The following is a 25,089-nucleotide window of genomic DNA, read 5'->3' on the forward strand; positions in this document are numbered from 1 at the left end:
GCTTTCAGACGAGATCTTCTGCGTTGTGCATCGAAATGATCGCGCGCAATCCGGCCATTCGGCAGACGGACGCCGTCATGCGGTAGCCTGAGGAAATCGCGCCGTGCTCGAAGTCGAATCCGAGGTCACCGTTCAGATCGCCGGCATCGACGATGCGCCGTTGGTGCGCGCGTTGATGCTGGCCGGGTTCGCCCAATTCAAGGACACGCTCGATCCGCCGTCGAGCGCGTTCTGGAAAGCGACGAGGATGTACGCGGCCATCGCGCGTGTGGAGGCGCGGCAATCGCCTGGATTGAGAGAGACGCCGGTCGGATCGGTGCGTTTCGAACCGCAGGGCGCCTGCCCTACCTTGGGCGGCTGGCCGTGATTTCGAAGCGCGCCGACGCGGAGTAGCGCGCGCGTTGATGCTGGCGGTCGAAGCAGAAGCGCCCCGGTTTGGAGTAGGCGAGATTCGGCTGTCCATGCGGGAAGCGCTCCCCGGCAATCGGGCGCTCTTCGAGCAGCTCGGATATGTGGTCATCAGCGTCGACCCGCATCCGCGCAACCCAGCGCAGAACCTGCTCCGCATGCGGAAACGCTTGCCTATTTCTTCTCCGTCACCACCACCGTCTGCGACATGAACGGATGCGGTATGCAGAAGACCGGATAGGTGCCCGGTTTGTCGAAGGTGAAGGAAAAGGATTTTCCCGGCCTTCGATATACGGCGATGCGAAGAGCTGGTCTTCCACCTTGGCTTTGTGCGCATCGAGGTAAGACGACATCGCGATTCTCCCAGATCACCGTGGTGCCAGCCTCGATGTCGATCTCGGGCGGTGTGAACTTCAGCGAAACAATCGTCGAGACAAACGTCGACCCGCTCGCGGCCGGGGAAGCCAAGGCTGGCCACAGGCGTCGCGTCTGCCATACCCGCAGCCGGCCCGGCTGAAGTGGGAGTAGCAGTTGCACCATGTGCAGCGGCACGCTGAAGACCGAGCGACCTTACGAGCGCGCTCATCCCGAGCGCCAGCAACCGGCGACGATCGACTTGCACGTGCTGGCACTCCATGCGCACTCCCCGGCGACTTTCGAATCGGCGGCATCTCGAGGATTGCCGCGCGGATTCTACGCTCATTGCTGGGAATTCGCATGGAGTGCGGCCTGCGCTTCGCTTACTCGCTGAATCGGTCGTAGCTGACCAGTTCGGAAAGCGGCGCTTTCGACCGCCGGATTTCGACCGCGCGCCGCGGACGGGATGTCCGATGGCCACCATCGAGCGAGCGGTGAGCTCAGCCGGGATACCAAGCAGTTCCTTGGCTGCGGCCTGCTGGTCCGCATCGCTAAACCAGGCAGTAATACTGGCGCCGAGCCTAAGCATCCGCGCAGCAATCATGAGGCGCTCGGTCACAATGACCCTCGTCGAATGCTCCGCTGATATCTCCCTTGGCCGAGATGACCAGCGCGATCGCGGAGCGCGCCTGCGCGGCCCACTTGATTGATTCTCCGCGGACCGGAAGCGACCTTCGCCAGCAGATCCTTGTCCCGGATCACGATGAAGTGCCATGGTTGCGTGTTCTGGGGAACTCCCGGTCCACTGCGCAACTTCGAGCAGCTGCTGCAATTGTTCTTCGGTCACCGGTTCGGCGGTGAACTGCCGCGATTGGCGGACTTTGCGCAGTTCTTCGATGGATGCCGTCATACGTCTGCCTGTCGATAGCGAGTCCTGGGCCCAAGACGCCTACGTCCGTCTCCGGCCCCTGGACTCTGAACCCGAACTCCGGACTCCGGACTCCGGACTATGGGCTCTGAACCTTCGCCCTACATCGATTCGTAGCCGACGATCTCGCTCAGTGGCTTGCGGCCGACGTAGTTGCGGCCGGAAGCTGATTGGCATCCTTGTCCACGTACCCCAGCGCGACCATCGAATGCATGGTGCGTTCCGCCGGCACACCGAGTAAGCATGCGCTTGGCAGCGGCTTCTTCCGCTTCACCCAGGAACTTCAGGGCGGTGCCCGCGCCAAGCCCGAGCAGCTTCGCGCCGATGGCCAGTCGTTCTGGAAGATCCGTCCTTCGTCGAATGATTCCAGCACCGTGTCGTGCCCATCGAAGACGAGCGCGATGGCGACCGGCATTGGCCAGCCAATCGATATTGGGACGCAGCGCCGCCAGCTTGCCCAATGTCTGCTTGTCCTGCACGACGATGAAATGCCACGGTTGGGTGCTGCGGGCGCTGCCGGTCCACTGCGCGACCTCGAGCAGGGTATCGAGATCCTGCTTCGAGACAGGGCTTTGTCGAGATAGATGCTGTCTGGCGCACCCTTGTTCATTGCGTCGATCGTGGCGGAACTACCCAATGTGCTTCTCCTTCGGATATCGACCATCGGTCGCTCCATCGTAAGCGACTTTGGCGCCGCGTGACAGGCTTACCGCTCGTGCTACGCTGCCGCGGCTTCGCATCAAAGGTCGTTGGTCTGCCGCGCGGGGGTCGCAGATCGGTGGCAGTTCGGTATCTCTTTTCCTGGATGAATCGGGTGACCTTGTGTTTGCACCCAAGGGCACTCGATTTTCACCGTCACCTCGATCGCAATAGAGGCGTGTGAGGTTGGCAGCGATCTCCTCGAGTCTTCGACGAACGCTTGCACGCGAGGAAGCGGGATCTGATCAGTTTCACGCCACAGAGGATGCTCAGTCCGTACGAGACCGTGTCTTCGAAGCTATCGGAAATCATCGATTCCGGCTCGATGTCACGATCCTCGAAGAGTCCAGGACCGATGCGCATCTGGTCATCGACCCCGATCGTCTCTATCGCCTCGCCATCTATTCCCACCTTCGACACGCGATTCTGCCGTTTTCCAGCCAGGAGATGACGGACTGGTCGTCTGCGCCGCCCTGGGCACAAAACGGCAACGGCGGCGCACCTCCACCATTTGCGCTTACGTCGTCCGCGAGGTGACTCCGCCAGACCTCAAAGTGGGATCGGCGCTTCTGGAGAGCCGCGGCCGAGCCATGCCTACAAGTAGCTGACTACCGTTGCTGGGCAATCCACCGAAAATGGGAGCGCAACGACAATCTGCTCATACGACCTGATTTCAGATCGCATCCAATCGGAGTTCTTGTTCGCCGACTGAGGAATAGGTTCTCGAAGGAGAGAGGGGAGGCCAGCCATCTGAGCTTGCAACTCAGAAGCGCCCAGGGCACCCTGTCACTGGCCAGTGCAACCATCGTGATCTTAGCATATTCGCTTTGATATTCGGCTCGCGTGCCCCACGAGCAGTTCCTTTCCGTCGACTAGAATCGGGATGCTGCATGACCGGAATTCGCTCCGGTCTCCAGAGAGTCACGGTTTCACGAGGATCGCCCAGCCCATGGCCGAATTCCGGCATCCCCTTTCCTTCGGCGTCGTCATCGCCCAGCATCAATACACCTGGCCTGGAGCTGGTTTCCCAATGGAAACTGGCAGAGGATGGCTTCGATTCGATCTGGCTCTTCGACCATTTCATGGCGCTCTCATGCCGATCCGGACGGTCCGTGCCTCGAGACGTCCACCTCCTCTCTGCGCTGGCGTTGAGACAACCGCGCCAGGATCGGCGTGCTGGTCTACGGCAACACACACCGGCATCCGTCAGTGCTGGCCAAAGAGATTGTGACCGTCGACCACATCAGCAAGGGACGCGCGATTCTGGGTATTGGCGCAGGGTGGGAATGAGCGAGAGCATCGCGCATACGGGATCCCCTTCCCGTCCGCCGGCGACCGGGTGGACATGCTCGACGAAGCGCTCCAGATCATGGAATCGCTCTTCACCGAAACACGCACAACCTTCCATGGCCAGCATTACGATCTGCGGATGCGCCCCTGCCCCAAAACCAGTGCAGCAGAAGCTGCCGGTGCTCATCGGTGGCAAACGCCCACGCATGCTCAAGGTCATCGCCCGTCACGCCGATCTCTGGGATACCGGCAACGATCCGGAAGGCATCCGGGAAGCGCTGGCGCAGATCCAGGCGCATTGCCGGGAAGATTCTGGCCGCGATCCCGGCGAGATCGCGGCTTCTTCCAGCTTCGGCGCAGACCGGCTGGAACACGGCGACAGTTTCGAAGACTCATCCGCGCCTATCGCGCCGCCGGCACCAGCCAGTTTCTTCGACTTCCCCGAGGAGAAGGACTGGAATCGGCCAAGCGCCTGGCCACTGATGTCATGCCGCGCCTGCGTGACGAACTCGCCTGAACGCTGGAAGGACACCAATCCGCGACATGGACTCGCAAACGACTACCAACGACCGCCCGATCGAACTCGTTACCTGATCTTTTATGACACGTTGATCGAATTGTATCCCAACGCTGGAGATGCTGGCAGCGGCGCGCTTCGCCGCATCGGCACGAGTCCGATCTGGAAGCCCTGCGCCAATCCGATCTCATCGCCGAGGACTACTTCACGATCGTCAATGGAGCAATTCCGATTCGCGACCGGCCACCCGCCGACCGTGAGCGGATCCGGCTCGCATATATGAACGTCTGGCTGGAAGCCGCCGGCATCCCGCACGATGAGCTGGTGGTGCGCGAAGCGCGGCAACACTACCTGGCCGAATACGAAACTCCGGCGGTCGAGGATTCTCCCTTCGGCGGGTATCTCGTGTTCCGTGATGTGATGGACGCCACCTCCCGCTTGCGCGAGGCTGGCATCAAGACAGCCATCATCTCCAATGCCGATAGCGATGTCACTGCGCTCTCTGCCGGCATCTCGAGTTTGCCGAAGGCATGGATCTCATCGTGACCTCGGCGTTGATCGGCTATGAGAAGCCGCATATCAACACCTTCCGGGCGGCATTCGAACCGCTCGGCGTCGACCCCGCGAACACGCTGCACATTGGCGACCAGCCAAAGTCCGACGTGGTCGGAGCGCTGAATGCGGGCATGCGCGCGGCGCTGATCGATCGCTACGAACGCCAGGATCCGGCTCTGCACGACGTTCCCATCTTCGTCGGACTCGATGCGCTGGTCGATCATGTGCTGGCGATCAACGCACAGGCGGCGGTGGCGTCGTGACCGTGATCGAGCTGCTCTCGGTCAATGTGGCGCTCCCAGGCTATCTCTGCGAACGGCATGGCCAGATGATCGAAAGCGGGATTCGCAAGCGCCCCATTTCGACCGAAACCGTAACCGTCTCCGAGGTCAATATCGAAGGTGACGGCCAGGGTGACCTGGTGGCTCATGGCGGTCCAGAAAAGGCCGTCTACGGCTACCCCTCCGAGCATTGGCCACGCTGGACCGAGGAGATGAGCCCGGCGCTTCCCTACGGCCCGGGATCGTTCGGGGAAAACCTGAGTCTGAAGGGGATACTGGAGGACGAGGCCTGCATCGGCGATATCTGGCGTTGGGGCGATGTGCGGCTGCAAATCCGCCAACCGCGCTACCCCTGTTACAAGTTCGCTGAAAGCCCAGCGGCCGAACGTGGTCAAAGCCATGGTCGATAATGGCCGCACTGGCTGGTACTCGCGTGCTCACCCCCGGGACGGCGCCTGTCTATGGAACGCTCGAACTGGAAGCGCGATCCAGCCGCAGTCACCGTGGCGCTGGCCCATGCCGCCCGGCTTCCCGGAGCGGACCGCGCGCTGGATCGAACGCGCTGCCGCGGTGGATGCGCTGTCGAAGGTCGTCAAGCAGTCGCTGGCTGAAGCGCTGTCATCCTGACCAGAACGCGAGCAATCCGACGACTCGTTCGGCACACACCTGGCGCTACCGTTTCCTTGCCGCATCGTCCATGAGAGAATGAAGCCCGAACCACGTACACGGAGGTGAGCGGCGATGACGGATTTCATGCGAAGATGCTGGCGGTCACCGTGCTCGCGGCGGTTGTGCCTGGGCTCGCAGTGACCGCCGCGCCGGCGATGGCGCAGTCGGGATTGGATGGCGCGGCATGTTGGCCGCAAGGGCGCTGACCGGGGTCTCCGGCGGCCAGATGACCTGGTCGCAGGCGCCGGCAACCATCATCGATCCGGCGCAGTCGATTGTGGCGTCGATGGAAACCACCGCGGGCGCTATCCTGGATCCAGCTCGACCCGGTCAACGCGCCGATCGCAAACTTTCAACAACTTCATCTGCCTGGCGCTCGCCGGCTACTACACCGGCACCGATTCACCGCATTTCGCCGGATATCTCATCCAGGGCGGCGATCCGAGCGGCTCTGGCGCCGGCAAACCCGGCTACTACATTCCCTCCGATCCCACCGTGGGCCAATATCCTGTTGGCTCTGTGGCGATGGCCAACGCCGTTCCGAACCAGAATGGCTCCTCAGTTCTTCATTGCCGCGACCGACCTGACCGACCAGATCCCTGCCGAGTATCCGGGTCTTCGGACAAGTCATCGGCGGAACGGAAGTGGTCACGGCGATCTCACAAGGCGCCGTGCAAGCGCAACCGGACGGTGAGCATCGAAACCGGTCGATCCGGCGATGGTGCTGAGCGTCACGATTCAGACCGGCGCGGGAACAACCAGCCAGGTCGGCCCGTCATTGCGGCTGCGACGCAGACACCAGAAGTAGCCGTTCCGCCACCTCCGGCGCTACCCACTGCTACCCCGCCGCAACCATCCGCGTCCACCGATGCGCAGGGCGACCAGGCAGCTCGACCAACACAACGACCGTGACCGGCACGACGCCTACGGGGGACACCGGTTGCGCTGGTCTGGACGATTACAAAGCCGCATTCGAGGAGAGCTTATACCACCGCGGCGATTGCCAATCCGGAGGCGCTTGCCGTTCTCCTCGAAGCCGCAAAGCAACCCGGAAACCCAGAGTCTCTTCGAGGACCTCACTCCAGAAGAAGCGACCGCGCTCAGCGGGTTTCACGGCTCGCTTGCCGATTCGGTCGCGGCTATCACGCCGTTCGCGTTCGCGGCAGAGTGGCACATGGTGCAGATCGAGATCTTCCGCGCGTTGAGTGAGTTCACCGCGAACATCGCGTCACAGGGCTTGATGTTTACGCCTCGATGCAGGCGTCGACCACCATGAACGATCTGCTGGAGCGCAGCGACGCCGCCGCGATCGCAGCCGAGGCGATCTGTCCGGGATTTGCCGCCTGGGCCGCGGGCGAAGAGGTCGAGTGATCCTCCTTCCCTGAATGGCTCCGATCTGGGAGAATCAAGCGATGAAATAAGCGGTTTTCATGGGAGAGGAATCGAACATGCCAAGACGATTGCTGATGACCGGAATCGCCCCGATGGCGATGCTTGCCGGATCGATCATCCCGCCGGGGAGCGCAGCGCCTGGAGAGGTATTGGCGCAAACCGGATGATTGCACTGGTTTGCAGGCATGGTCGCAAGCCTACCTGGCGGAAGAGCAGCGCTATTTCGACGAGCTGGCCGCAGTCGTCGACATCAGCGATCTGCGCGCCCTGGCCACGGCCACTCCCGCAACAACTCAACCAGATCGTCGAGCTGATCGAAACGCATTCAAGAACATGGACAAGATCGACGCGCCTCGCGTTCGCCGCGAACTGGCAACGCGCCAATATGGAGTCGCTCGATCTGCCCAGGCGCTCTTTGCCGACGGAGCGTTGAACGGGATCTTCACCATCCTCGTCGATTACTACGACCAGTCGCTTCGCCCGACCAGGAGATCGCCCAGGCGCGGCTCGACGCCACTTGCGGCGTGCGCCGACTTCGACACGTTTGCCGTTCCAGGTGACATGATCGATGGCGAACTGGACGACCTGGTGCCCGGGTTCGCATCCTGGTCGAGCTGCGAGGGACTGGACGAACTGGGTATTGCCATCGATCGGGCCAACCTGCAAGCGCTGGTCGAAGTCCCGGCGGCGCTCACCCCGCTGGCCGAATTCGGAGGAGACTGGGATGTCGATCCTCGATCCAATGGAACCAGTTGCAATTCATGAGCCTGGCCGACTACTACGAAGCGGTGTCGCGCATTCTGGACCAGACGCCGGCGCCGGAATATGCGCAAGCGTGGTTCCAGAGCCTGATCGCCTTCAACCGCGCGGTTGGGGAGACTATTCGCACTGGGTACGAGCACGGCGGCATCATGGCGGCCAGCACCGCGAATTCCGACATGCTGGCGGAGGTGACCGCCAACGAGGCCGCTATCCAACAGGGTCAACAGGGGTGCATGACCTTCCTGACTTCGTCGAATACTACGGCTAGTCGTTCGGGACGGGCATCGGCGGTCGAACTGCCGCGTCGAGGCAGGAATGGCAACAGCGAAACGATTCGACGATGTGCCCATGCAGAACACGCTCGACGACGTGCCGCCGATCGGCCGAGGAGATTCGCGGCCGGCAACAGCGCGCGTGAGAAAGCCTCGGCCGCGGGATTGGACGGGTTGCTGGTGGTTGGCCGCTCGTTCTATGACCGGCCCGGCGACCTGGCGTACCTAAGCGGGCACTTTCCTCCCTTCCCCACCACGGTTTTTTCCGAAGGGAACCGGGGCATGGGGCACGCGATGCTGCTCTTGCCGGTGGTTGGCGAACCCGTCTTGCTGACCGGACGCGCGCAAACACCGCCCCGATCTGGTGGTGGTCGACGATGGCGCGCCGCTGGCGATCTGGGATCTGGGCTGATCGATCTCCTGAAAGAGACCTATCTGGAAGACGCCAATATCGGCCTGCGGGCGATGACATTCCCGCCGGCCGCGATCGACCGGCAACGGCTGCGCGAGCTGGCCCGGGCTGACGCTCGATCCGGAGCCGAACATCGTCGCCGAGATGCGCGCCATCAAGAGTCCGGGCGAACTCGACCTGCTGCGCCGGGCGGCACGCTGCGCCGATGCCGCGTTGATGACCGCCAATGTTACGATCCGGCGCGTGCGGTGTGACCGAGCGCGAGGTCTGCGCGGAGGCAATTGCCGCGGCCATGCGCGCCGGGGCCGATTTCGTGCGCTATTTCCGGGTGCACTCTGGTCCGTGGTCGGCGTTCGACTCGCTGGCCACAGGCCACGGACCGGCGCATCGAATCGTAGAGATCGTGGCGTTGGACGTCATCGGCGCATACCAGGGCTATGGGTTCGACGTGAACCGCACGACGGTTTGCGGCGACGCGAGCGCCGAAACCCGCCGCCTGCTGGAAACCACCCTCGAAGCGACCAACGCGGCGGTGGAGCAGATTCGCCCAGGAGTGGCGGTTTCGACCGTGGCGGACGCTGCGGTCGAGGTCATGCAGCGCGGCCGGTATGGCGATTACTTCGCTGGCATGATGGGCCACGGTATCGGGTTGGAGACGGTCGAGCTTCTTATCTGTCGGTGAACCCACCGTACTCGAATCGAACATGGTCCTGTGGAACCCGGCCTGTTCATTCCCGAAGTCGCGGCGCCGCCATCGAACAGGAAGTGGTGGTCCACGCCATCGGACCGAGCGAGATCATTACCCCCACCCCACCGAACCTCTGGAGTGGGACTGAAACAGGCACCGGCGTACAGGGTCCGGTGTCCAGCGCACGCGGAGGCACTGAATTCCGGCCCGCTCGGTTCATTCGACACTGGACCCTGGACCGTCACCTGCCAGGAAGGAGCGCATCCATCGATCCATATCGATGGCGAACGGTTGAACGCGTCGTTGCAGGAGCTGGCACGGGACGGGGCGACCGGATGAGCAGTGGCGTGACGCGCCTGACGCTTTCCGACGAGGACAAGGCGGCCCGCGATTCGCTGGCGCTGGATGACCGAGGCCGGCTGACTGTGCGATCGACGATCTGGGCAACATGTTTGGGATTCGTCCCGGCATCGAGGACGTGCCGCTGCAGGTACATGGGTTCGCATATCGACACCGTCGTGCGCGGGGACGATACGACGGCGCGCTCGGGGTGATGGGCGCCCTGGAAGTGATCCGCACGCTCAACGATCACAACGTTCGCACCCGCCTGCCGGTGGCGCTGGTAAACTGGACGAACGAGAAGGCGTGCGCTTCGAACCGGCCACGCTCTGTTCCGGCGCGGTCGCGGGAGCAAGCTCTATGCGCGACTATGCTCATGGCATCCGGGACCGCAACGGACTCATCTTCGGAGAGGAACTGCAACGCATCGGCTACAAGGGTGACGTCCTGCGCCCGTTACCTGCCAACGCATACCTGGAACTGCATATCGAGCAAGGGCTAGCGTGCTGGAATCGGTCGGCAAACCCGTGGTGGGGTTGTCGGCGGCATCGTTGACTCATTTGGAGCGAGGTCAGGTCACCGGGCAATCGGACCATGCCGGCCCTCGCCCATGAGCACTCCGCAAGGACGCGCTGATGGCCGCGTCCACCATGATCTCCTCGATCGAGCGGCTCGCCCTCGACCGGGACGATATCACGGTAGACCGTCGGTCGGATCAGGGTGGAACCAGGACACCATCAACACGATTCCGGGAGAGCCGTCTTCAGTGTCGATTTCCGGCATCCGGACGGCGAGACGATCGACTTTCTCCCGCGAGCTCGGCAAGCTGGGTGAGACTGTCGCCCGCAACCGGGAGTCGACATCACCGTCGAGCGAATCTGGACCAGCGATCCCACCCCGTTCGATCCAGCCGTGATTGCCGCAATCTGCACCGGCTGTGAATCGCTCGGGCTCCCGTACGAAGAGCTTTGGTCGGGGGCGGGGCACGACGCCAAACACCTGGCCGATCTGGTTCCCACGGGCATTCGTCCGCAGCAGGCGGCGTCAGCCACGCGGAGATCGAGTATTCGACACCGGAAGACATCACCGCCGGCGGCGACGTCCTGCTGCAGGCGGCACCAGCGCCGCGGGCAGGGATCAACAACCCATATCCTGGGCCAGGAATCTTCGCCTTCTTGGACTCTTTTCCAACTATTCTGGGAAACATCCCAATAGAACCAGCTCCCAAAGGGCCTGGAATGCTCGATTCCAACTCTTTCTGCTGGCATGCCCGCAATGTACTCTCGTGCCACCTGGATTTGGCTACAGGAGAGCTGCTCTTTCGTCGACCGCCCTATGAAACAAGAGCGCAATTCGACCCAATTCAGTTCGAACGGCACAAACCTCCGGCCATGCGAGCTAGACCGAGCTTCTCGGGTGATTCGGGAGATCTCCGCGCGTATCCTCCTCGCGCCATCCTCGAGCAGCGTATCAAGAAACCGAAGCACCAAGTAAGTTGGTATTGGGTGGTCGCGCGCGGTTTCTGCAACCCAGGAGAGCGAGACGGCGATCTCTGTGAACCCTGCTGCAGGTGGCTCGAAGGCACTTACTCTGGCACTCAACTTGTTGTAGCGCTTGGCCAGTTCATCGAGTGGGAGCAAGATCAGCGTAGCTTTGAACTGTGCCAATTGCTCCAACCTGGATAGAGTGTTCCCAGTCGTAATTCGTCAGATCTAGTTCCGATCCAAATGGCATTCTCTCGGCCCTTTCCCAAACTTCGCTCCGTCACGCAACAAGACTAGTACGCAGGATGACTACGATCGGGTTACCCAGAGCACTTCGATCTAGGTGCAAGCCATCTACCGTCGAGACAGGCGAGCTTCGCCGGAAATGCCTTCCGAGCAATCCGGGTAACGACAAGGAGACGACGATGGGCAATCACTACGCTTCCGGTGTGAAAGGGAACATCCACGTGGAACTGGCGCGTCCCTGGTGGTGGGACCTGATCGTAGGTCCACCCTCTTCCGACCAGATCCATCTCTATGTGCAGACGCTCTGCGAGCGCTATCCGTGGCTTTGTCAGGACACGCTTCCCGTCGACTGGGACAAGTTCCCACCAGACCCGCGCGAGCTCACCACGCTGGTAACGGTGGCGGGGCTGGATCGGTATCGATGGCTACCCGAACCCCGATGGCACCGGACCGGATCCCGATGGACCGATCGGCCCGATCATGCACGATCTGCTGGTCTCGCTCGTTGCTGGGCAGTTGGCCATGGGAATGGCCGATCGCGAACTGGCTACCAATCTGCAGATGGTCGCCGGAAAAACGGCTCATTCAAGCGCACGCCGGCTCCAGGAGGTTTCCGGCCAAGCGAACCGCGACAACGCATCGTGCCCACGACGCGGGCCGGACGGGAGCACTCCTGTCCGGCCTGTGGCATGCAACGAGGTCGAGTTACGCAGCCGGGGTGGCGATGCCGTCGAAGCGGACCAGCATACCGGCCGGGAACCGGCGCGGAAATGATGGAGTTGGTGACAACGAAGAGGTTGCCCGACTCCTGGGTGGAACGCAATCCCATGCGGGAAGAAGAGGCCCTCCACGACTGGGGTCACGGTGCCATCCGCGTCGACGCGGGAAGACGTTGCCCGGCGCCGGCATTTCGTCGCTAAAGTCCGCTGTCAACTGCGTGACGGTAGAGCGCGCCATCCGGTCCGTATGTCGCATCGACGATCATCGACAGTTGTACATCGCGAACCGTGTAGGTGCCGTCGGCCTGATAGTCCAAGATCGAGGGTCCATTCCACGACTCGGAAAGGAGCACCACGGTGATGGTGCCGTCCGGCGCAATGGCAACGCTGGTCGGGACGGGCTGCCGCGGCCCAGGCTGCATCGCTTCCTCCTCGGCCGTTGGCGTGGCGCCGGTCAGATCGGTCAGATTCGGCACCACCGCGAAGAGCGAGAACTCGCCGGTATCCGGGGCAACCTGGTAGATCGTGTTGCCGCCTGCGTCCGCGACGTAGATGACGCCGTCCTGGCTGATCCCGAGCCCGTAAAGATTCGGGTTGATATCGGTGCCGTCCGGGTTGTTGGCCTCCTCGTAGGGACCGAGCTCGGCGACAAGCCGTGTCTCCTGGGTGTTGATATCGATCGCGCTGATGGTGTTCTCCGACGGCAACGGCACCATGCCGCTCCCAACCGAGCTCCCACCAGTGGAGACGTAGACCGACTGATCGTAATAGTCGATGCCAACGCCGCCAATCGCGGTCGTGAGGACGATCTGCGTGCCGTCCGGCGCGATCGCGGAGATCTGCGGCGGCACGAGCGGCGGAGTGGCGGTCGCAACGACGCCTGGGGTCGCAGCCGGAGGCGGCGCGGTGGGATCGCCACCCGAGACGCCTTGCTCGGCAATGTAGATGGTGCCGTCCTCGCCCAGGGTGATATCACCCGGGTTCCAGAGCCCTTGTCCGACGACAGTGGCGCCCTCCGGCAGCGGCGGCATGCCCCCGCCCTGCTCTTCACCCGCAGCGGGTGATGCGTCCTGCGCGAACGCGCCTGCTGCCGGCAGGGCAACGCCCGCAGCAGCCGCCATGGCCACGCTGCGAATCAACAACTCACGGCGATTGAGCCGCGCTTTTTCCAGCATTAGGTCCATTTCGATTAGCACCTCTTACCTCTTTCGGGCGCTCCCATGAGCGCCCACGAGATTCAAGGTACGCCTCGGGACGGGCTGGGTCCATACGTAATTCTCCCGATATCGACCCGCTGCCCGGCCCGATGGATGCGGTATTTCTGCCTCAGGCGGCGGGTTCGGTTCCGCTCCGCTGCGAGCGGAGCCGGCGGATGATGAACCAGAGCACCGCGATGCCGACGACGCCGATGACCAGGTATTGGAAGAGATCGGCATACTTTTCCACCCGATGCCAGTTCTCACCAAGTTGATAGCCGGCGATCACGAAGATCGAATTCCAGATCAAGCTGCCGGCCAGGGTGAGCCCCAGAAAGATCGGGATCGGCATCCGCTCGATCCCGGCCGGTATCGAGATCAGACTGCGAAAGATCGGCAACATGCGGCCGAAGAAGACCGCCTTGGTGCCATGCTTGTTGAACCAGGCGACGGTCTTGTCGATATCGCTGGTTTGGATCAGGGGAATTCGTTCGGCAATCGCGATCGTGCGCTGCATCCCGAGCGCGGCGCCGATGCCATAGAGCACCATGGCCCCGACAACCGATCCCAGCGTCGTCCAGAGCAGTGCCTCCCATAGATGGAAGTCACCACGACTGGCGGTGAAACCAGCCAGAGGCAAGACCACCTCGCTCGGAAGGGGCGGGAAGATATTCTCCAGGGCGATGAGCACCCCCGCTCCGGGCGCGCCCAGCTTCTCCATGAAGCGGACTGCCCAATCGGCAATGCCCGTCAGTTCAGTTGTTGTCGGGTCGGTGGCAAGCAAGAACAGGGGAAATTCCCTTCCGTCACGATCGGCACAAAGCCGCAATGGTACTCAATTCACAGAATCGGGTTCCCGGGGAGCGCATCCGGGGAACCGCCAGCCTATCGACGAGCACGTTCCGATCGTGGGTGACAGAGCTCTCCGTCGGACCTGGATGAAGACTCGCGCACCGACAGTCGTCGCCCAGCGGTAGCTCCAACGTGCGCCGTTGGATGGGAGGCTCACGAAGCATAGCGTCTCGAGAAGAGTCCGAATCGACGCCTCGACGACTGATATGATGTAAACCTGTCGCCAGGATCCGAAGAGATGCAATGACGCACACGCACGGATCAGCCCAACCGAAGCATCGCTCCGGCTTGTCTGCGAGGGTCAGTCCCGTGCTACCCGTCGGCCAGGATGCCATCCGCGCGATGCTGTTGGACGACCTCTCCGCTGCGGTCGATGGAACCGGAGGAGTGGTGATCGTCGGCGGTGAAGCCGGCATCGGCAAGACCACGCTGGTTCGTTCCCTTGCCCGCGAAGCCGAGCAGCGCAGAGTGCGAGTCGTCGAGGCTGGTTGTTTCGACCTCCACAGCACACCTGCGTTTGGACCGTGGGTCGACGTCTTCGACAACCTGGGGCGCGATCCTTCGACTCCCGCGCCACCGCCGGCGTTCGCGCGCGGCGGAGCGATCGAGAGGGTCGTCGACCAAGCGGCTCTTTTTGCATCGGTGCGGGACTATTTCATCGAGCTCACGCTGACCGGGCCGGTCTTGCTGATCCTTGAAGATCTTCACTGGTCGGATCCGGCAAGTATCGATCTGCTCCGAGAGCTGGGCCGCCGGGCGAGCCAGATGCGCCTGCTGATCGTCGTCACCTATCGAACCGACGATCTGATGCGGCAGAGTCCTTTCTATCTGCGGCTACCGGCGCTCATCCGGGAAACCGGGGGCCACCGTATCGAGCTCCATCGACTCGATCACGATCAGTTGCGCATGCTGGTCGACCGTTGGCTGAAGCTGTCGCCGTCAGATACAGAGCGTCTCGTCGAATATCTGGAGCTTCACTCAGACGGGAACCCATTTTTCGCCACCGAGCTCATTCGAGCATTGGAAGACCGCGGAGTCCTGGCGTGTCCAACCGGGGAGTGGGAACTGGCCGAGCTGGATCAGCTTGTCCTCCCTCCACTTCTCATGCACGTGATCGACTCCCGAGTAAGCCGGCTGGGAAACGCAACGCGTGAGCATCTCGCGATCGCCTCAGTCATCGGCAAGGACGTCCCCCTCTCGATCTGGTCCGACGTGGCCGGGATCGACGACGATGATTTGATCGGTGTGGTTGAACGAGCGGTGGATACGCACCTCATGGAAGCGGACCACCAGGGAACCACCGTTCGGTTCGTCCATGCGTTGACCCGAAACGCGCTCTACGAGAGCGTGCTCCCACCACGCCGTCGGGAATGGCATCGTTCGGTTGCCAACTCGCTCATGGCAACGCCTCATCCGAATCCGGATGCTGTTGCGCACCATCTTCAGATGGCTGGCGATCCCGACGCCTGGCGCTGGTTCGTGAAAGCCGCCGAACGGGCGCGAAGCGCATACGCATGGACGACCGCGACCGAGCGCTACCGGGCCGCGATCGAGCAGCTTCGCGCGTTCGAGCCGGAAGAGCGAACCGTGGAAGGAAAACTCCTGTACACCCTGGCGTTCATCCAGCGATTCTCTGCCCCGGCTGAAGCGCTCGAAGCCGTGGAACAGGCGAGAAGGTTGCCCGGGTTGCGAGACGACCCCCTCCGCAATGCCGAGTCGCTGTGGGCGCTTGGCACCCTGAGCTGCTATGCGAACCGGTTCGGGGATGGTTTCGCGTACTACGACACCATGATCGAGACGCTCCAACCACTAATTGGGAACGTGTCCTTCTCCGGACCTTCGATGGAGCAATTCATGGGAGGCGAGGTCTTTTCCCAGCGGCCGGTAGCGTTTCCGCCCGGCGACCCGGCGCCTCAAGTCTCAGCGGAGATGAGCCTCGCGGACCTCATCGATGCTCATCTGGACTTCACCATCTGGTCAAAGGCTGCTGCTGGCATTCTCGGTCCAGCCAAGGAGCGACTGGTCCTTCCGAGCCGCACGGCCAACGCAATCCAAGAGACCAGAGTCGTGTTGGAATACAGTGCGCCATGGGTTTTTCTCGGACGAGCAATCGGCGCGGCCACACTCGGACTCAAGGAACGCGCGAGCGACGATTTTGCTGAATCGCGTGCGAGATTCAGGCTGCTCTCGCACCATGCCCTGGAAGCTCAGGCCGTGCTGATCGAATCGGCCGATGTCGCGGCAACGTATCGCCTGAACGAGCCATCCTACCGTCGACTGCTTGCATCGGAGGGGGAACTGGCCCTGCGCCGCGCTGGTGGAGCGCTGCGTAGCGGGCTCTCTCCGCGCATTTCATGGCTGCGGAGCCTGGTGCTCGACGGAAACTGGGCCGAGGCAACCGATATCCTGGAGGGCTCCTCGGTCCCCGGCAGCGCTTTCCTTTGGCGCAACGTGCGTTGGGCCACTGCCACGCTGGCGCGTTACCGGGGAGATGCGCAGACCGCATGGGACCAGATCCACCAGATCTTTCCGGATGGCCCCGATCTGCCTCCCGGGCAGGTGATCTTTCACGAGGGATTGGAACTTCAGCGATTGGCGGCCAATCTCTGCCTCGATGCTGGAGACCCTGCGTCCGCTCGCGAATGGTTGCATGCCCACGATCGATGGATCGCATGGTGCGGCTCAGCACTCGGCATCGCGGCCGGTGAGCTGGGCTGGGCTCGGCTTCTCTGGGCCGAATCCAACGACGAGTCCGCAACGTTGCGGGCGAACGATGCTCTGCGGCGCGCGAGCGATCTCGACCAGCCAGGTGTCCGCCTGGACGCGCATCGCCTGCTCGGAGAGATTGCGCTCCGTACGGGACGGATCGATGAGGCTGTGGTTGAGTCGAAAGCCGCTCTCGAGCTTGCAGAGACGTGCGAACTGCCATATGAACGAGCCCTCGCGCAGCTCCTCCTGTCCGAGGCCCGATTGGAGGCCGGAGGCCGTTCCGAAGCGAAGGTTCTGTTGAACGAGGCGATCGCGACACTCTCCCTGCTGGAAGCGGAACCGGCTTTGCGGAACGCGGAAGCCCTGGCATCGAGAATGGGACTGAAACCTCCTGAACTCACGCGAAGCCCGGAGCTATCAGAGCGTGAGCTGGAAGTGCTGCGGCTGATCGTGGCCGGGCGTTCGAACCAGGCGATCGCCGATGACTTGTTCATCTCGTGGACGACCGCGCGCACCCATGTCTCCAACATCTTCCGCAAGCTCGAGGTCAGCAGCCGCGCCGAGGCCGTCGATGCCGCCCACCGGCGCGGACTCATTCAGGCGGAGGATGATCCGGCGTCGCACCGGTAGCCATTCCGCGACTCACAGAAATCGTGCGATCGCACGATTCCGATCTGGACGCCGTTTCCGCACACTCAGAGCAGAACCCGGCAGCACAAGAAGTTCTGACAAGCGATGGCCGCCTTGTCGATCCACGACCATCCTGCCGGCACGCAGATTGGAGGAATGTCATGACTGCCACGTTCATCGACCAGGCTACAGACCAATTGCAGCCGTATTTTCGTGGCGATATTCTCACTCCCTTCTCGCCTGGCTACGACGATGCCCGGCTCGTCTGGAATGGGGTGATCGACCGCAAACCAGCCATCATCGCCCAATGCACGTCGGCGCTGGATGTCGCGGCAGCGGTGAACTTCGCCCGCGCGAACGACTTGCTCGTGTCGATCCGGGGTGGTGGGCATAACGTGGCCGGGAATGCAGTCAATGACGGCGGCCTGGTGATCGATCTCTCGCCCATGCGTGAGGTAACCGTCGACCCGGAAACCATGACCGCCCATGTGCAGGGCGGCGCTACCTGGGCTGACGTCGACAAGGCGACGCAGGCGTTCGGACTGGCCGCGCCGGGAGGGAAGGTTTCGACCACCGGTGTGGCGGGTTTCACTCTGCACGGCGGTATGAGCTGGATGATGCGCGACGTTGGGCTTGCGCTCGACAATCTCCGCTCCGTCCAGATCGTGACCGCCGACGGCGTGCTGCGCACCGCGAGCGAAGCAGAGAATCCCGATCTCTTCTGGGCTATTCGGGGAGCCGGCAGCAACTTCGGCGTGGTGACTTCGTTCGAGTTCGCGTTGCAGCCCATCGGGAACGAGGTAGCCGTGGCCGCGGTGTTCTACGACCTGGAAGACGCGCCGCAGGTGCTGAGCGCATATCTGGAACTGGCGAGCGGGATGCCCGATGAGGCGTCCACCATCGCGGCGTTCTGGAGCGTGCCCGCCCATGAGAATTTCCCGGAAGATCTTCATGGGAAGCCGGTGATCCTTCTTGCCGGGATGTACTCGGGCGACATCGAGAGAGGAGAGGCGCTGATGAAGCCATTCCGTGACGTCGCGAACCCGCTGCTGGATCTCAGCGGCCCATGGCCCTATCAGGCGCTGCAATCAGCATTCGACCCCTTCTTCGCCACCGGGGGTCACTACTACTTCAAGTCGCTCTACCTGAAGGAGTGCGATGAAGCGGCTCAGGCCACCATGATCCGCCATGCCCAAACACGACCAGCCCCGGAAGCATTGATCGTGCTTTGGCAACTTGGCGGCGCGATGGGACGAGTGCCAGACGACGCGACGGCATTCGGGAAACGAGGAGCGCCCTACCTGTATAGCCTCGACACAGTCTGGACCGATCCTGCTGACAATGAACGCTGCATCGCCTGGTCACGTGACGCCTGGGCATCGATGCAACCACATGGCACCGGTGGCCTCTACCTCAACTTTGGCGGGTTCGGCGAGGAGAAAGAAGCGCTGGCGCGTGCTGCCTATGGACCAAACTTCGACCGGCTGGTCGAGCTCAAGACCAAATACGATCCCGGCAACCTCTTCCGCATGAATCAGAACATCCCGCCAAGAACGTGAGCTGCACGGTTGCGACACCCCGATGCGCGCGGCGCATCGGGGTGTCGCGGCAACTGCCAGCCACTCAGGCCGAGATTGCAATGGCGAATGGGAACGGCGCCTCTGTGCGATTGCCGGTGAACGTCAACGCGCCGGTTTCGGGATCGACTGCAAACTGGGTGATCGTGCTATCGGTGTAGTTGGCAGCGAAGAGGTTCGCGCCACCCCTGTCGAACGCGAAGCTCCACGACTGGCCGACTTCATCCATCGTGTGACCGATCATGGTCAACGTGCCGTCGTCCGGGTCGATTGCCCAGCCGACGATCGCGTCCCCTTCCGGGGTCACTGTATCTTCGAAACCGCGGTTGGTGTTGTACAGGAACTTGCCCGATGGGTGGATCGCGATTTCGGCCGTGCTCTTGACGCCCTCGAAGGGATCGGGCACGGTCGAGACGGTCTGCACCAGCTCGCCGATGGCGCCAGAAGCCATGTCATAGGCGTAGACGTTTATGGTCGCGTCGAGCTCGTTGACCACGTACATGATGGTCCCATCCGCATTGAACGCGATATGGCGCGGACCCGAGCCGGGCTGCGATTGCACCGAACTGGTTTCCGTCAGCGTTCCGGTTTCGGAATCGAACGCGTAGGTCACCACCGAGTCGGTCCCCAGATCGGCAACAGCCACGAAGCTGCCGCTCGGATCGAAAACCGCCGCGTGCGGACGGGACTGGTCCTGCCGCTCGGTGTTCGGCCCGGAGCCTTCGCGCTTCACTTCACTGGCCATCTCGCCCAGCGAGCCGTCTTCCTCGATCGGGAAGACCGTGACATTGGCCCCGCTGTAATTTGCGACGACGACCCATTGTCCGGATGGGTCGACCGCGGGTTGGGCCGACACCGCGCCGCCCGAATCGACCCGGTTGAGAAAGGTCAACATCCCGGTTTCGACGTCGCGGGCGTAGGCTTCCACCGATCCGTTCGTGCCACCGTTGTAGTCTCCGATGACGTTGACCGCGTAGAGATGCGTCTGGTCCGGGTCGAAGGCAAAGAAGAACGCGTTGTCGCTCGGGAGCGTTTGAATCGACGAGAAAGCCCCGGTCCCGGGGTCGATCGCATAGACCGAGATGCCAATTGGCTCGGCCACCGGAGTGCCATCGACGATCTGTGAACGGGAATCGGACCCGACATAGGCGAATTGGACGCCTGCGGTCGCCGATGCTTCCGGACTTGCGTCCTGTGCAGCTGCTCGTCGCCCGCCAGCGCCAACCAGAGTCGCCCCCACTCCCATTGCCGATAGTTTCAACACGGTCCGCCGATCAGGTTTGACGTCTTCGATGAACAATCGTCGTCGTGGTTGGTCTGTCACGTCCAGACTCCTTTCGCCATCATCGGACAGCCACGTCCGATGACCACCCTGTCAGCGAGCCAGCACCCGCTTCAGCATCGATGATGCAATATCACTGGTCATCTGTAAACAGGTGGAATTCCTGCGGCGCTCGATCCGAGGGATGCTCGGTTACGGTCGAGACGTTCCCCCAAACCTGAACCCGGTGGCCGTGGCGCTCGCCGTCCCAGAGGAGCTCGGTGCAGGTTTCCTCGAGCAGGTCTTTCCAGAGCTGGACGCTGGCGAAGACGGTTTCGTCAGTGGAAAAGACATCGAAGATGGAGCGCGCGCCGACCAGAATCAGCTTCTGTTTGGCGCGGCTGATGGCAACGTTGAGCCGCCGCGGATCGAAGAGGAATTTGCTGTTGGCCAGCAGGTAGAGGGGGTCGCTCTCGGTCGCGCCGACCACGATCGCGGTGCGCTCGGCCCCCTGGAAGCGCTCGACCGTATCGACCGCTGAGCGCACGATGGCGCCGGTCTCGGGATCGTGATCGGTCAGCGCGGGAATGCCGTCCCGCAACGCGGCCCGCTGCGCGGTGTGCGGCACGACCACGCCGAGCCCCGTTTGCGCATCGAACCCGGCTGAGGAAAGCGTTTCGAGCACCGGGCGCATCAGCTCCTGCTCGAAGGGGTTGTGCTTCTGGCTGGCGACCTCCTCGTGCACGACCACGGTGAGCGGGTGCGCCGGGTGCAGCACGGCAGCGATGAAATCATCCGGCGTCTCTATGCGCGGCAACACGTCTGTTCTCTGGGAGAAGAAGGCGATCTTGTCCTGCTGATAGATCTCCTTGCGCAGGAACTCCGCGATATCGGCGTGCACGCGGAAGCTCTCCTCGAAACGGATCTGGCGCGTTTCGGGGAGTTTGTCCCGCAGGGTGAGAAAGAGCGATTCGTAGCTCTTGAACGCGACAAAGGTGCGGCGCACCTCGCGCTCCCAGTCGTTTTGCACGATGGGCGGCATCTGCCGGTGATCGCCGATGACGATCAGCTGCCCATCGTCCTTGAGCGCAAGCGCGCCCATGATCGCCTCGGGGAGATTGATCTGGGAGGCTTCGTCGAGGACGAGCAGATCGCAGATGCGCGAGTCGAAGAGGGGGATCTTCCGCGTTTTCTCGCGCTCCTTGGCGATGCGATAGACCCCGGCCAGTCCGGCAGCGACCACACAATGCGGAGCGGCATCGATCTGGCGATCGGGCCGGGCATCCCCCTTGTCGTCTCGATGCAGCGAAACGACACCGTCCGGCGGATCGTCCCGGCCCTCGAACCGGAAAATCGGCAGTGAGAGCAACCGGCCATCGAACCAGGCGTCCCAAAGCTCCGTGTTTTCAGCGCGCAATTGCGCCAGCCGGTCGAGTACCTCGACCAGTTTGCGCATCAGCTCGTCGACCGCCGCGTGCGTCTTGCATGCCACGAACACTCGGCAGTCGCGCCCAGCAGCCATGGCGCCTTGCATGCGCGCCAGGATGGCGAAGGCCGCGGTCAGGCTCTTGCCTGTGCCAGGAGGACCCTGCACCAGCAGCGTCGGCGCATCGGCCAGCGAGCCGATCAACCGCTGCTTGCTCTCTTCGAACCCGTGCATTGCTCCCACGGATTCCAGTGCCTGCAGCCCGGCGAGAAACCGCGCCTGACCCGCGACTGCAACGGGATCCGGGTCGAGGGTTGCGGGTCCGCGATCGGTGATGCGGTCGAAGAGCGTGTTCCGCTTTCCTGCGCGCAAACCGGTCACGACCGCACGCTCGAACGAGCCGTACCAATCGTTAGGAGAATCGTCGATCGTCAGGAGCCCGTCCGGCTCGAACCCCACAAAGGGCTGATAGAAGACGAACTCGGCTGACTTGCTGAAAAACCCTCCGATCTCGATATCGAGCCAGGAATAGGGTCCCTTGTCATCGCTCCCCTGGCCCGAATCGACAATCTTTCCGCCTGCCCCGTAGAAGAGTTGGCGCACCGTCGGTGTGAAGCGCTTCCGCTCCGCCACCGGTTTGCGCGTGTCGACTGACCAGCACGGTGAGATCACCACCCCGTCGCCCACGACTCGCCCCCAGAGCTCCAGGGCATGCTCGACCGAGGAGGCGACACCGGTCAGATCGACGCGCAGCCGGATGATCCTGGGGCCATTCGGCCACCCGGGTTTGGGCATGCGCTCTTTCGCCTCATCGACCAACATGTCCCAGTCGTGCAGCGCGCGGTTGAACGCGGCAATCTCCGGCGTTTGATCCTCTTCCCGATACCGGGCCAGCATCGTCGTTCCGCTGAGCACGCGGCGCTCGGGCGTTACGGCTCGCTCATGTTTCCAGGCGCCGAGCTCGACATGCCGTTCGATGGTGATGAATTCATCGAGCGCCACTGCGAAGCTGTCGGCGACATCCTCGAAGTTCTCCAGATTCGCCAGATCGAACGAGGCTTTCATCGCCCAATCGTTCCGTTCGACCTCGGCGGCAATGCGCTCGATCGCGCGCAGCCGCGCATCGTGCAGGGCGCGAAGATCGTCAGTCGTGACGGCGCGAAAGGGCGCGAGCAGATCGGGCGTCTGTGGTTCTCCCAACTGTTCCCAGGCGGCGTAGGCATATTCCAATGGAAGCTGGCTGCTGAATCGGGCGCGTTTAGTGAACCAGGGAGAAGAATCGCCGTCCGGTATCTCCTCATCCTCGAACTTGCCAGCCGCATCGAAATAGCGTTCGCGGAAGATGGTCGTGAGCGGGCGCTCCGCATTCCAGGGGAAGCCGAGATACCGCGCCAGCGACTGCAGGGTTTGGCACAACTGGGGATAGTTGCGCTGCGCCCTGATCTCGTCTTCGAGCACGGTGATCACCGGCGAGGTATAGGCGGCCAGTTGGGATGCGAAGTCGTACAGCGCGGTCGCCCCGAAGACACTGCCCAAATGCCGGCCCAGCGCGGTGAGCAGCACCCGCTGATCGTAGCTGTCGTAGAAGACCAGGTGGATCGGGGCGTTTGGCCGGCCATCGGCATCCGGCGCGGCCACATCCACGACCGCGCGGATCACCCGTTCGATCCAGCGGCGCAGCAGGTCGGCTTCGCGTTCCTCCGTTTCCGGGGGACCGTCCGCCAGCTCGATCACGATGCGGCGGCGCTCCGGCGGCGTTTCCCCCTGCTCCGCCCCAACGACGAGCGCGCCGAGCAGATAGACGCGATCGAACAGATAGTCGTGCTCCACATCGACGTAGATGGTGACCAGATTGGGATGGACCTCCGCGTCGCAGCGCGGCAAGCTGCTCTGGCGGCCATGCGACAGCCGGCGAACGACTGGCCAGTCATCCCCTTTCGACTCCCGATAGGCCCGCGCGCGCTGGATCAGGTCGTCGAGACTGGCCCCGAGCGCCGGCTCCATTGCAAGCGTGCGGTAGTCCTCCGACCAGGTTTCCGACGGCAACGGCGTCTCTGCCAGTTGGGCGCACCGGCGCACCCCTTTGGCGATCAACGCCTGTTTCTGCTCGTTGCGCAGGAACGGAATCAGGGACAGATCGTCGCTCTCGGCCGATTGGCGCAAGCAGAGCTGGTTGTAGAGGCAACCGTCGCAGACATAGTTCAGATGAAACGGCAATTGCCCGAACGGTTGCGCCAGATTGCGCCGTGCTTCCGAGTCTTCGTTCAGCACCAGCGAGCGGACATGGCGGCTGAGCGCGTTGACGTTCTCGATCCGCTCCAGGTACCCCTCGACGCCGAAGGTGGCAAGCGCATCGGCCCGCTGCTCGGCCAGACCGGGATCTTCAGGCTCGGATTCGGCGTGCACGGCGCCACGGAAGAGGATGCCGAGCTCGATCTCGAGCTGGATGCCAGCGTCGCTGGCAAGTCGATCGAGCATTTCCCGGTAGAAGGCGATCTGCAGCCGATGCTCCATGCGCACCGCGCCCGAGCTCTTGAAATCGATGATGAGCGCAGATGGGCGGCCGTGCGCGTCCCGGCGGAAATCGATCGCGTCGGCGACCCCCGTCAGCGCCCAACCGTCGATCTCGACCTGGAGCAACGGTTGAAAAACGACCACCCGGCCACCCGGCGGCAACGATTCGAGCGCGCCGATGACCCGCTCGTTGTCGTTCTCGATACCGAGCGCCACGCGCTCTTCCTGTGAGCATTCGATCGTGGGCGCAATCCGCTTGATTTCGTCTTCGGCCCCGGCTTCGAAGTCACGTCCGGAAGCCGTCAACAACGGCGGAATCGACTGCGACCGCGCATCCCAGGCGCGCATGAACTCTCTTCCGGCGTTGCGCTCGACCAGCCGCAGGCGCAGATAGCGGCGGCATTGGTCGAGCCGGATGTATTGGGCGATGTCGGTGGGACTGAGCCTGAGCGGAACACCATCGACCGGCTGGAGCTCGAGCATGCGTTCGCGCCGGCCGCGCGAGTCCTCCGCGGACGTCACTGGGATCGTCGATTCGTTCTGCATGGGGGCATCGTAGAGTCCGGGCCGGCGCCGCGCAAGCCTTGCCGGCCCGGATGGACCGAGGGAAGAACGAATAGTACGAGCGGACGCACGATCATCGTAGCCCGATGTGTCCCGCGGTCCAACCCTTCGAAAGTAGGGTTTGGGAAACGTCCGTTTCGATCACGCTGCAACCGTGCATCGATCCGGCGAGGTGCCGCTGGTCGTCTGGCGCGACGATCGAACCAAAGAATTATCCGCATTACCCCGACGATTGTGCCCTGCTACCAAGTGCGATTGTGCGCATTTTCACGAACTCACTCGATACGACGGTAACCACCAGCAAGTTGTTACAAAATTTCAGGTTATCCGTATTGCAATCGA

General features: G+C 62.7%; 21 protein-coding genes. 15 read left to right on the plus strand and 6 right to left on the minus strand.

What is annotated here, in order from left to right; translation table 11 throughout:
• Positions 1-103 precede the first annotated feature (103 nt).
• Entirely contained in the window at positions 104-367 is a 264-nt protein-coding gene (locus R2855_02695) for a hypothetical protein (GenBank protein ID MEZ4529914.1), read from the plus strand.
• 215 nt (positions 368-582) lie between these two features.
• On the opposite strand, the gene R2855_02700 is transcribed toward R2855_02695, so the two are convergent.
• Positions 583-948 carry a plastocyanin/azurin family copper-binding protein gene (locus tag R2855_02700; protein MEZ4529915.1) on the minus strand — a complete coding sequence of 122 codons (366 nt, stop codon included), beginning with the start codon at positions 946-948 and terminating at the stop codon, positions 583-585.
• A gap of 957 nt (positions 949-1,905) precedes the next feature.
• Here R2855_02700 and R2855_02705 point away from each other — a divergent pair.
• The 12 genes from R2855_02705 (at position 1,906) to R2855_02760 (ending at position 10,124) form a co-directional block, all read left to right on the plus strand.
• Entirely contained in the window at positions 1,906-2,277 is a 372-nt protein-coding gene (locus tag R2855_02705; protein ID MEZ4529916.1) for a hypothetical protein, read from the plus strand.
• Between the two features lie 1,282 nt (positions 2,278-3,559).
• On the plus strand, positions 3,560-3,682 hold the full coding sequence (locus R2855_02710) for an LLM class flavin-dependent oxidoreductase (GenBank protein MEZ4529917.1): 123 nt from the start codon (positions 3,560-3,562) through the stop codon (positions 3,680-3,682).
• 116 nt (positions 3,683-3,798) lie between these two features.
• On the plus strand, positions 3,799-4,482 hold the full coding sequence (locus tag R2855_02715) for an LLM class flavin-dependent oxidoreductase (protein MEZ4529918.1): 684 nt from the start codon (positions 3,799-3,801) through the stop codon (positions 4,480-4,482).
• On the plus strand, positions 4,479-4,745 hold the full coding sequence (locus tag R2855_02720) for a hypothetical protein (protein ID MEZ4529919.1): 267 nt from the start codon (positions 4,479-4,481) through the stop codon (positions 4,743-4,745). Before R2855_02715 ends, R2855_02720 begins: the two co-directional genes overlap by 4 nt.
• Positions 4,742-5,017, plus strand: a complete 276-nt coding sequence (locus R2855_02725; GenBank protein MEZ4529920.1) for an HAD-IA family hydrolase — start codon at positions 4,742-4,744, stop codon at positions 5,015-5,017. The genes R2855_02720 and R2855_02725 overlap by 4 nt, the downstream gene beginning before the upstream one ends.
• Positions 5,014-5,445 carry an MOSC domain-containing protein gene (locus R2855_02730; protein MEZ4529921.1) on the plus strand — a complete coding sequence of 144 codons (432 nt, stop codon included), beginning with the start codon at positions 5,014-5,016 and terminating at the stop codon, positions 5,443-5,445. The genes R2855_02725 and R2855_02730 overlap by 4 nt, the downstream gene beginning before the upstream one ends.
• 321 nt (positions 5,446-5,766) lie before the next feature.
• Entirely contained in the window at positions 5,767-5,910 is a 144-nt protein-coding gene (locus tag R2855_02735) for a hypothetical protein (protein MEZ4529922.1), read from the plus strand.
• Between the two features lie 812 nt (positions 5,911-6,722).
• A complete protein-coding gene (locus R2855_02740) occupies positions 6,723-6,980 on the plus strand; it encodes a hypothetical protein (protein ID MEZ4529923.1) in 258 nt (85 codons plus the stop codon).
• Positions 6,981-7,273: 293 nt separating this feature from the next.
• Complete coding sequence (locus tag R2855_02745; protein ID MEZ4529924.1) at positions 7,274-7,861, plus strand: hypothetical protein; 588 nt, start codon at positions 7,274-7,276, stop codon at positions 7,859-7,861.
• Positions 7,858-8,796 (plus strand): hypothetical protein, encoded by a 939-nt coding sequence (locus R2855_02750; protein MEZ4529925.1) that lies wholly within the window; start codon positions 7,858-7,860, stop codon positions 8,794-8,796. Before R2855_02745 ends, R2855_02750 begins: the two co-directional genes overlap by 4 nt.
• Positions 8,793-9,224, plus strand: a complete 432-nt coding sequence (locus R2855_02755; protein MEZ4529926.1) for a M24 family metallopeptidase — start codon at positions 8,793-8,795, stop codon at positions 9,222-9,224. Before R2855_02750 ends, R2855_02755 begins: the two co-directional genes overlap by 4 nt.
• A 651-nt stretch (positions 9,225-9,875) precedes the next feature.
• Positions 9,876-10,124 carry a hypothetical protein gene (locus tag R2855_02760; protein MEZ4529927.1) on the plus strand — a complete coding sequence of 83 codons (249 nt, stop codon included), beginning with the start codon at positions 9,876-9,878 and terminating at the stop codon, positions 10,122-10,124.
• A 138-nt stretch (positions 10,125-10,262) separates the two neighbouring features.
• On the opposite strand, the gene R2855_02765 is transcribed toward R2855_02760, so the two are convergent.
• The 3 genes from R2855_02765 to R2855_02775 all read right to left on the minus strand — a co-directional run bounded on the left by R2855_02765 (position 10,263) and on the right by R2855_02775 (position 13,998).
• Positions 10,263-10,556, minus strand: a complete 294-nt coding sequence (locus tag R2855_02765) for a hypothetical protein (GenBank protein ID MEZ4529928.1) — start codon at positions 10,554-10,556, stop codon at positions 10,263-10,265.
• 1,659 nt (positions 10,557-12,215) lie between these two features.
• On the minus strand, positions 12,216-13,214 hold the full coding sequence (locus R2855_02770; GenBank protein ID MEZ4529929.1) for a ScyD/ScyE family protein: 999 nt from the start codon (positions 13,212-13,214) through the stop codon (positions 12,216-12,218).
• Positions 13,215-13,344: 130 nt separating this feature from the next.
• Entirely contained in the window at positions 13,345-13,998 is a 654-nt protein-coding gene (locus R2855_02775) for a DedA family protein (protein ID MEZ4529930.1), read from the minus strand.
• A 377-nt stretch (positions 13,999-14,375) separates the two neighbouring features.
• Between R2855_02775 and R2855_02780 the strand changes: the two genes are divergently transcribed.
• The gene (locus R2855_02780; GenBank protein MEZ4529931.1) at positions 14,376-17,405 is read left to right on the plus strand and encodes an AAA family ATPase; all 3,030 of its coding nucleotides are present in this window, start codon (positions 14,376-14,378) and stop codon (positions 17,403-17,405) included.
• 161 nt (positions 17,406-17,566) lie between these two features.
• On the plus strand, positions 17,567-18,964 hold the full coding sequence (locus tag R2855_02785; protein MEZ4529932.1) for an FAD-binding oxidoreductase: 1,398 nt from the start codon (positions 17,567-17,569) through the stop codon (positions 18,962-18,964).
• A gap of 64 nt (positions 18,965-19,028) precedes the next feature.
• On the opposite strand, the gene R2855_02790 is transcribed toward R2855_02785, so the two are convergent.
• Positions 19,029-20,306, minus strand: coding sequence for a lactonase family protein (locus tag R2855_02790; GenBank protein ID MEZ4529933.1), 1,278 nt, complete (start codon positions 20,304-20,306; stop codon positions 19,029-19,031).
• 91 nt (positions 20,307-20,397) lie between these two features.
• The gene (locus R2855_02795) at positions 20,398-24,729 is read right to left on the minus strand and encodes an AAA domain-containing protein (GenBank protein MEZ4529934.1); all 4,332 of its coding nucleotides are present in this window, start codon (positions 24,727-24,729) and stop codon (positions 20,398-20,400) included.
• Positions 24,730-25,089: the final 360 nt, after the last annotated feature.

The organism is Thermomicrobiales bacterium (genome assembly GCA_041390825.1).
In the GTDB taxonomy this organism is placed as follows: domain Bacteria; phylum Chloroflexota; class Chloroflexia; order Thermomicrobiales; family UBA6265; genus JAMLHN01.

Excerpts from the sequence above, each read along its gene's own strand:
- R2855_02700 (MEZ4529915.1), bottom strand. The coding sequence starts at position 948 with ATGGTGCAACTGCTACTCCCACTTCAGCCGGGCCGGCTGCGGGTATGG.
- R2855_02705 (MEZ4529916.1), top strand. The coding sequence starts at position 1,906 with ATGGTGCGTTCCGCCGGCACACCGAGTAAGCATGCGCTTGGCAGCGGC.
- R2855_02715 (MEZ4529918.1), top strand. The coding sequence starts at position 3,799 with ATGGCCAGCATTACGATCTGCGGATGCGCCCCTGCCCCAAAACCAGTG.
- R2855_02720 (MEZ4529919.1), top strand. The coding sequence starts at position 4,479 with ATGAACGTCTGGCTGGAAGCCGCCGGCATCCCGCACGATGAGCTGGTG.
- R2855_02750 (MEZ4529925.1), top strand. The coding sequence starts at position 7,858 with ATGAGCCTGGCCGACTACTACGAAGCGGTGTCGCGCATTCTGGACCAG.
- R2855_02785 (MEZ4529932.1), top strand. The coding sequence starts at position 17,567 with ATGACTGCCACGTTCATCGACCAGGCTACAGACCAATTGCAGCCGTAT.
- R2855_02795 (MEZ4529934.1), bottom strand. The coding sequence starts at position 24,729 with ATGCAGAACGAATCGACGATCCCAGTGACGTCCGCGGAGGACTCGCGC.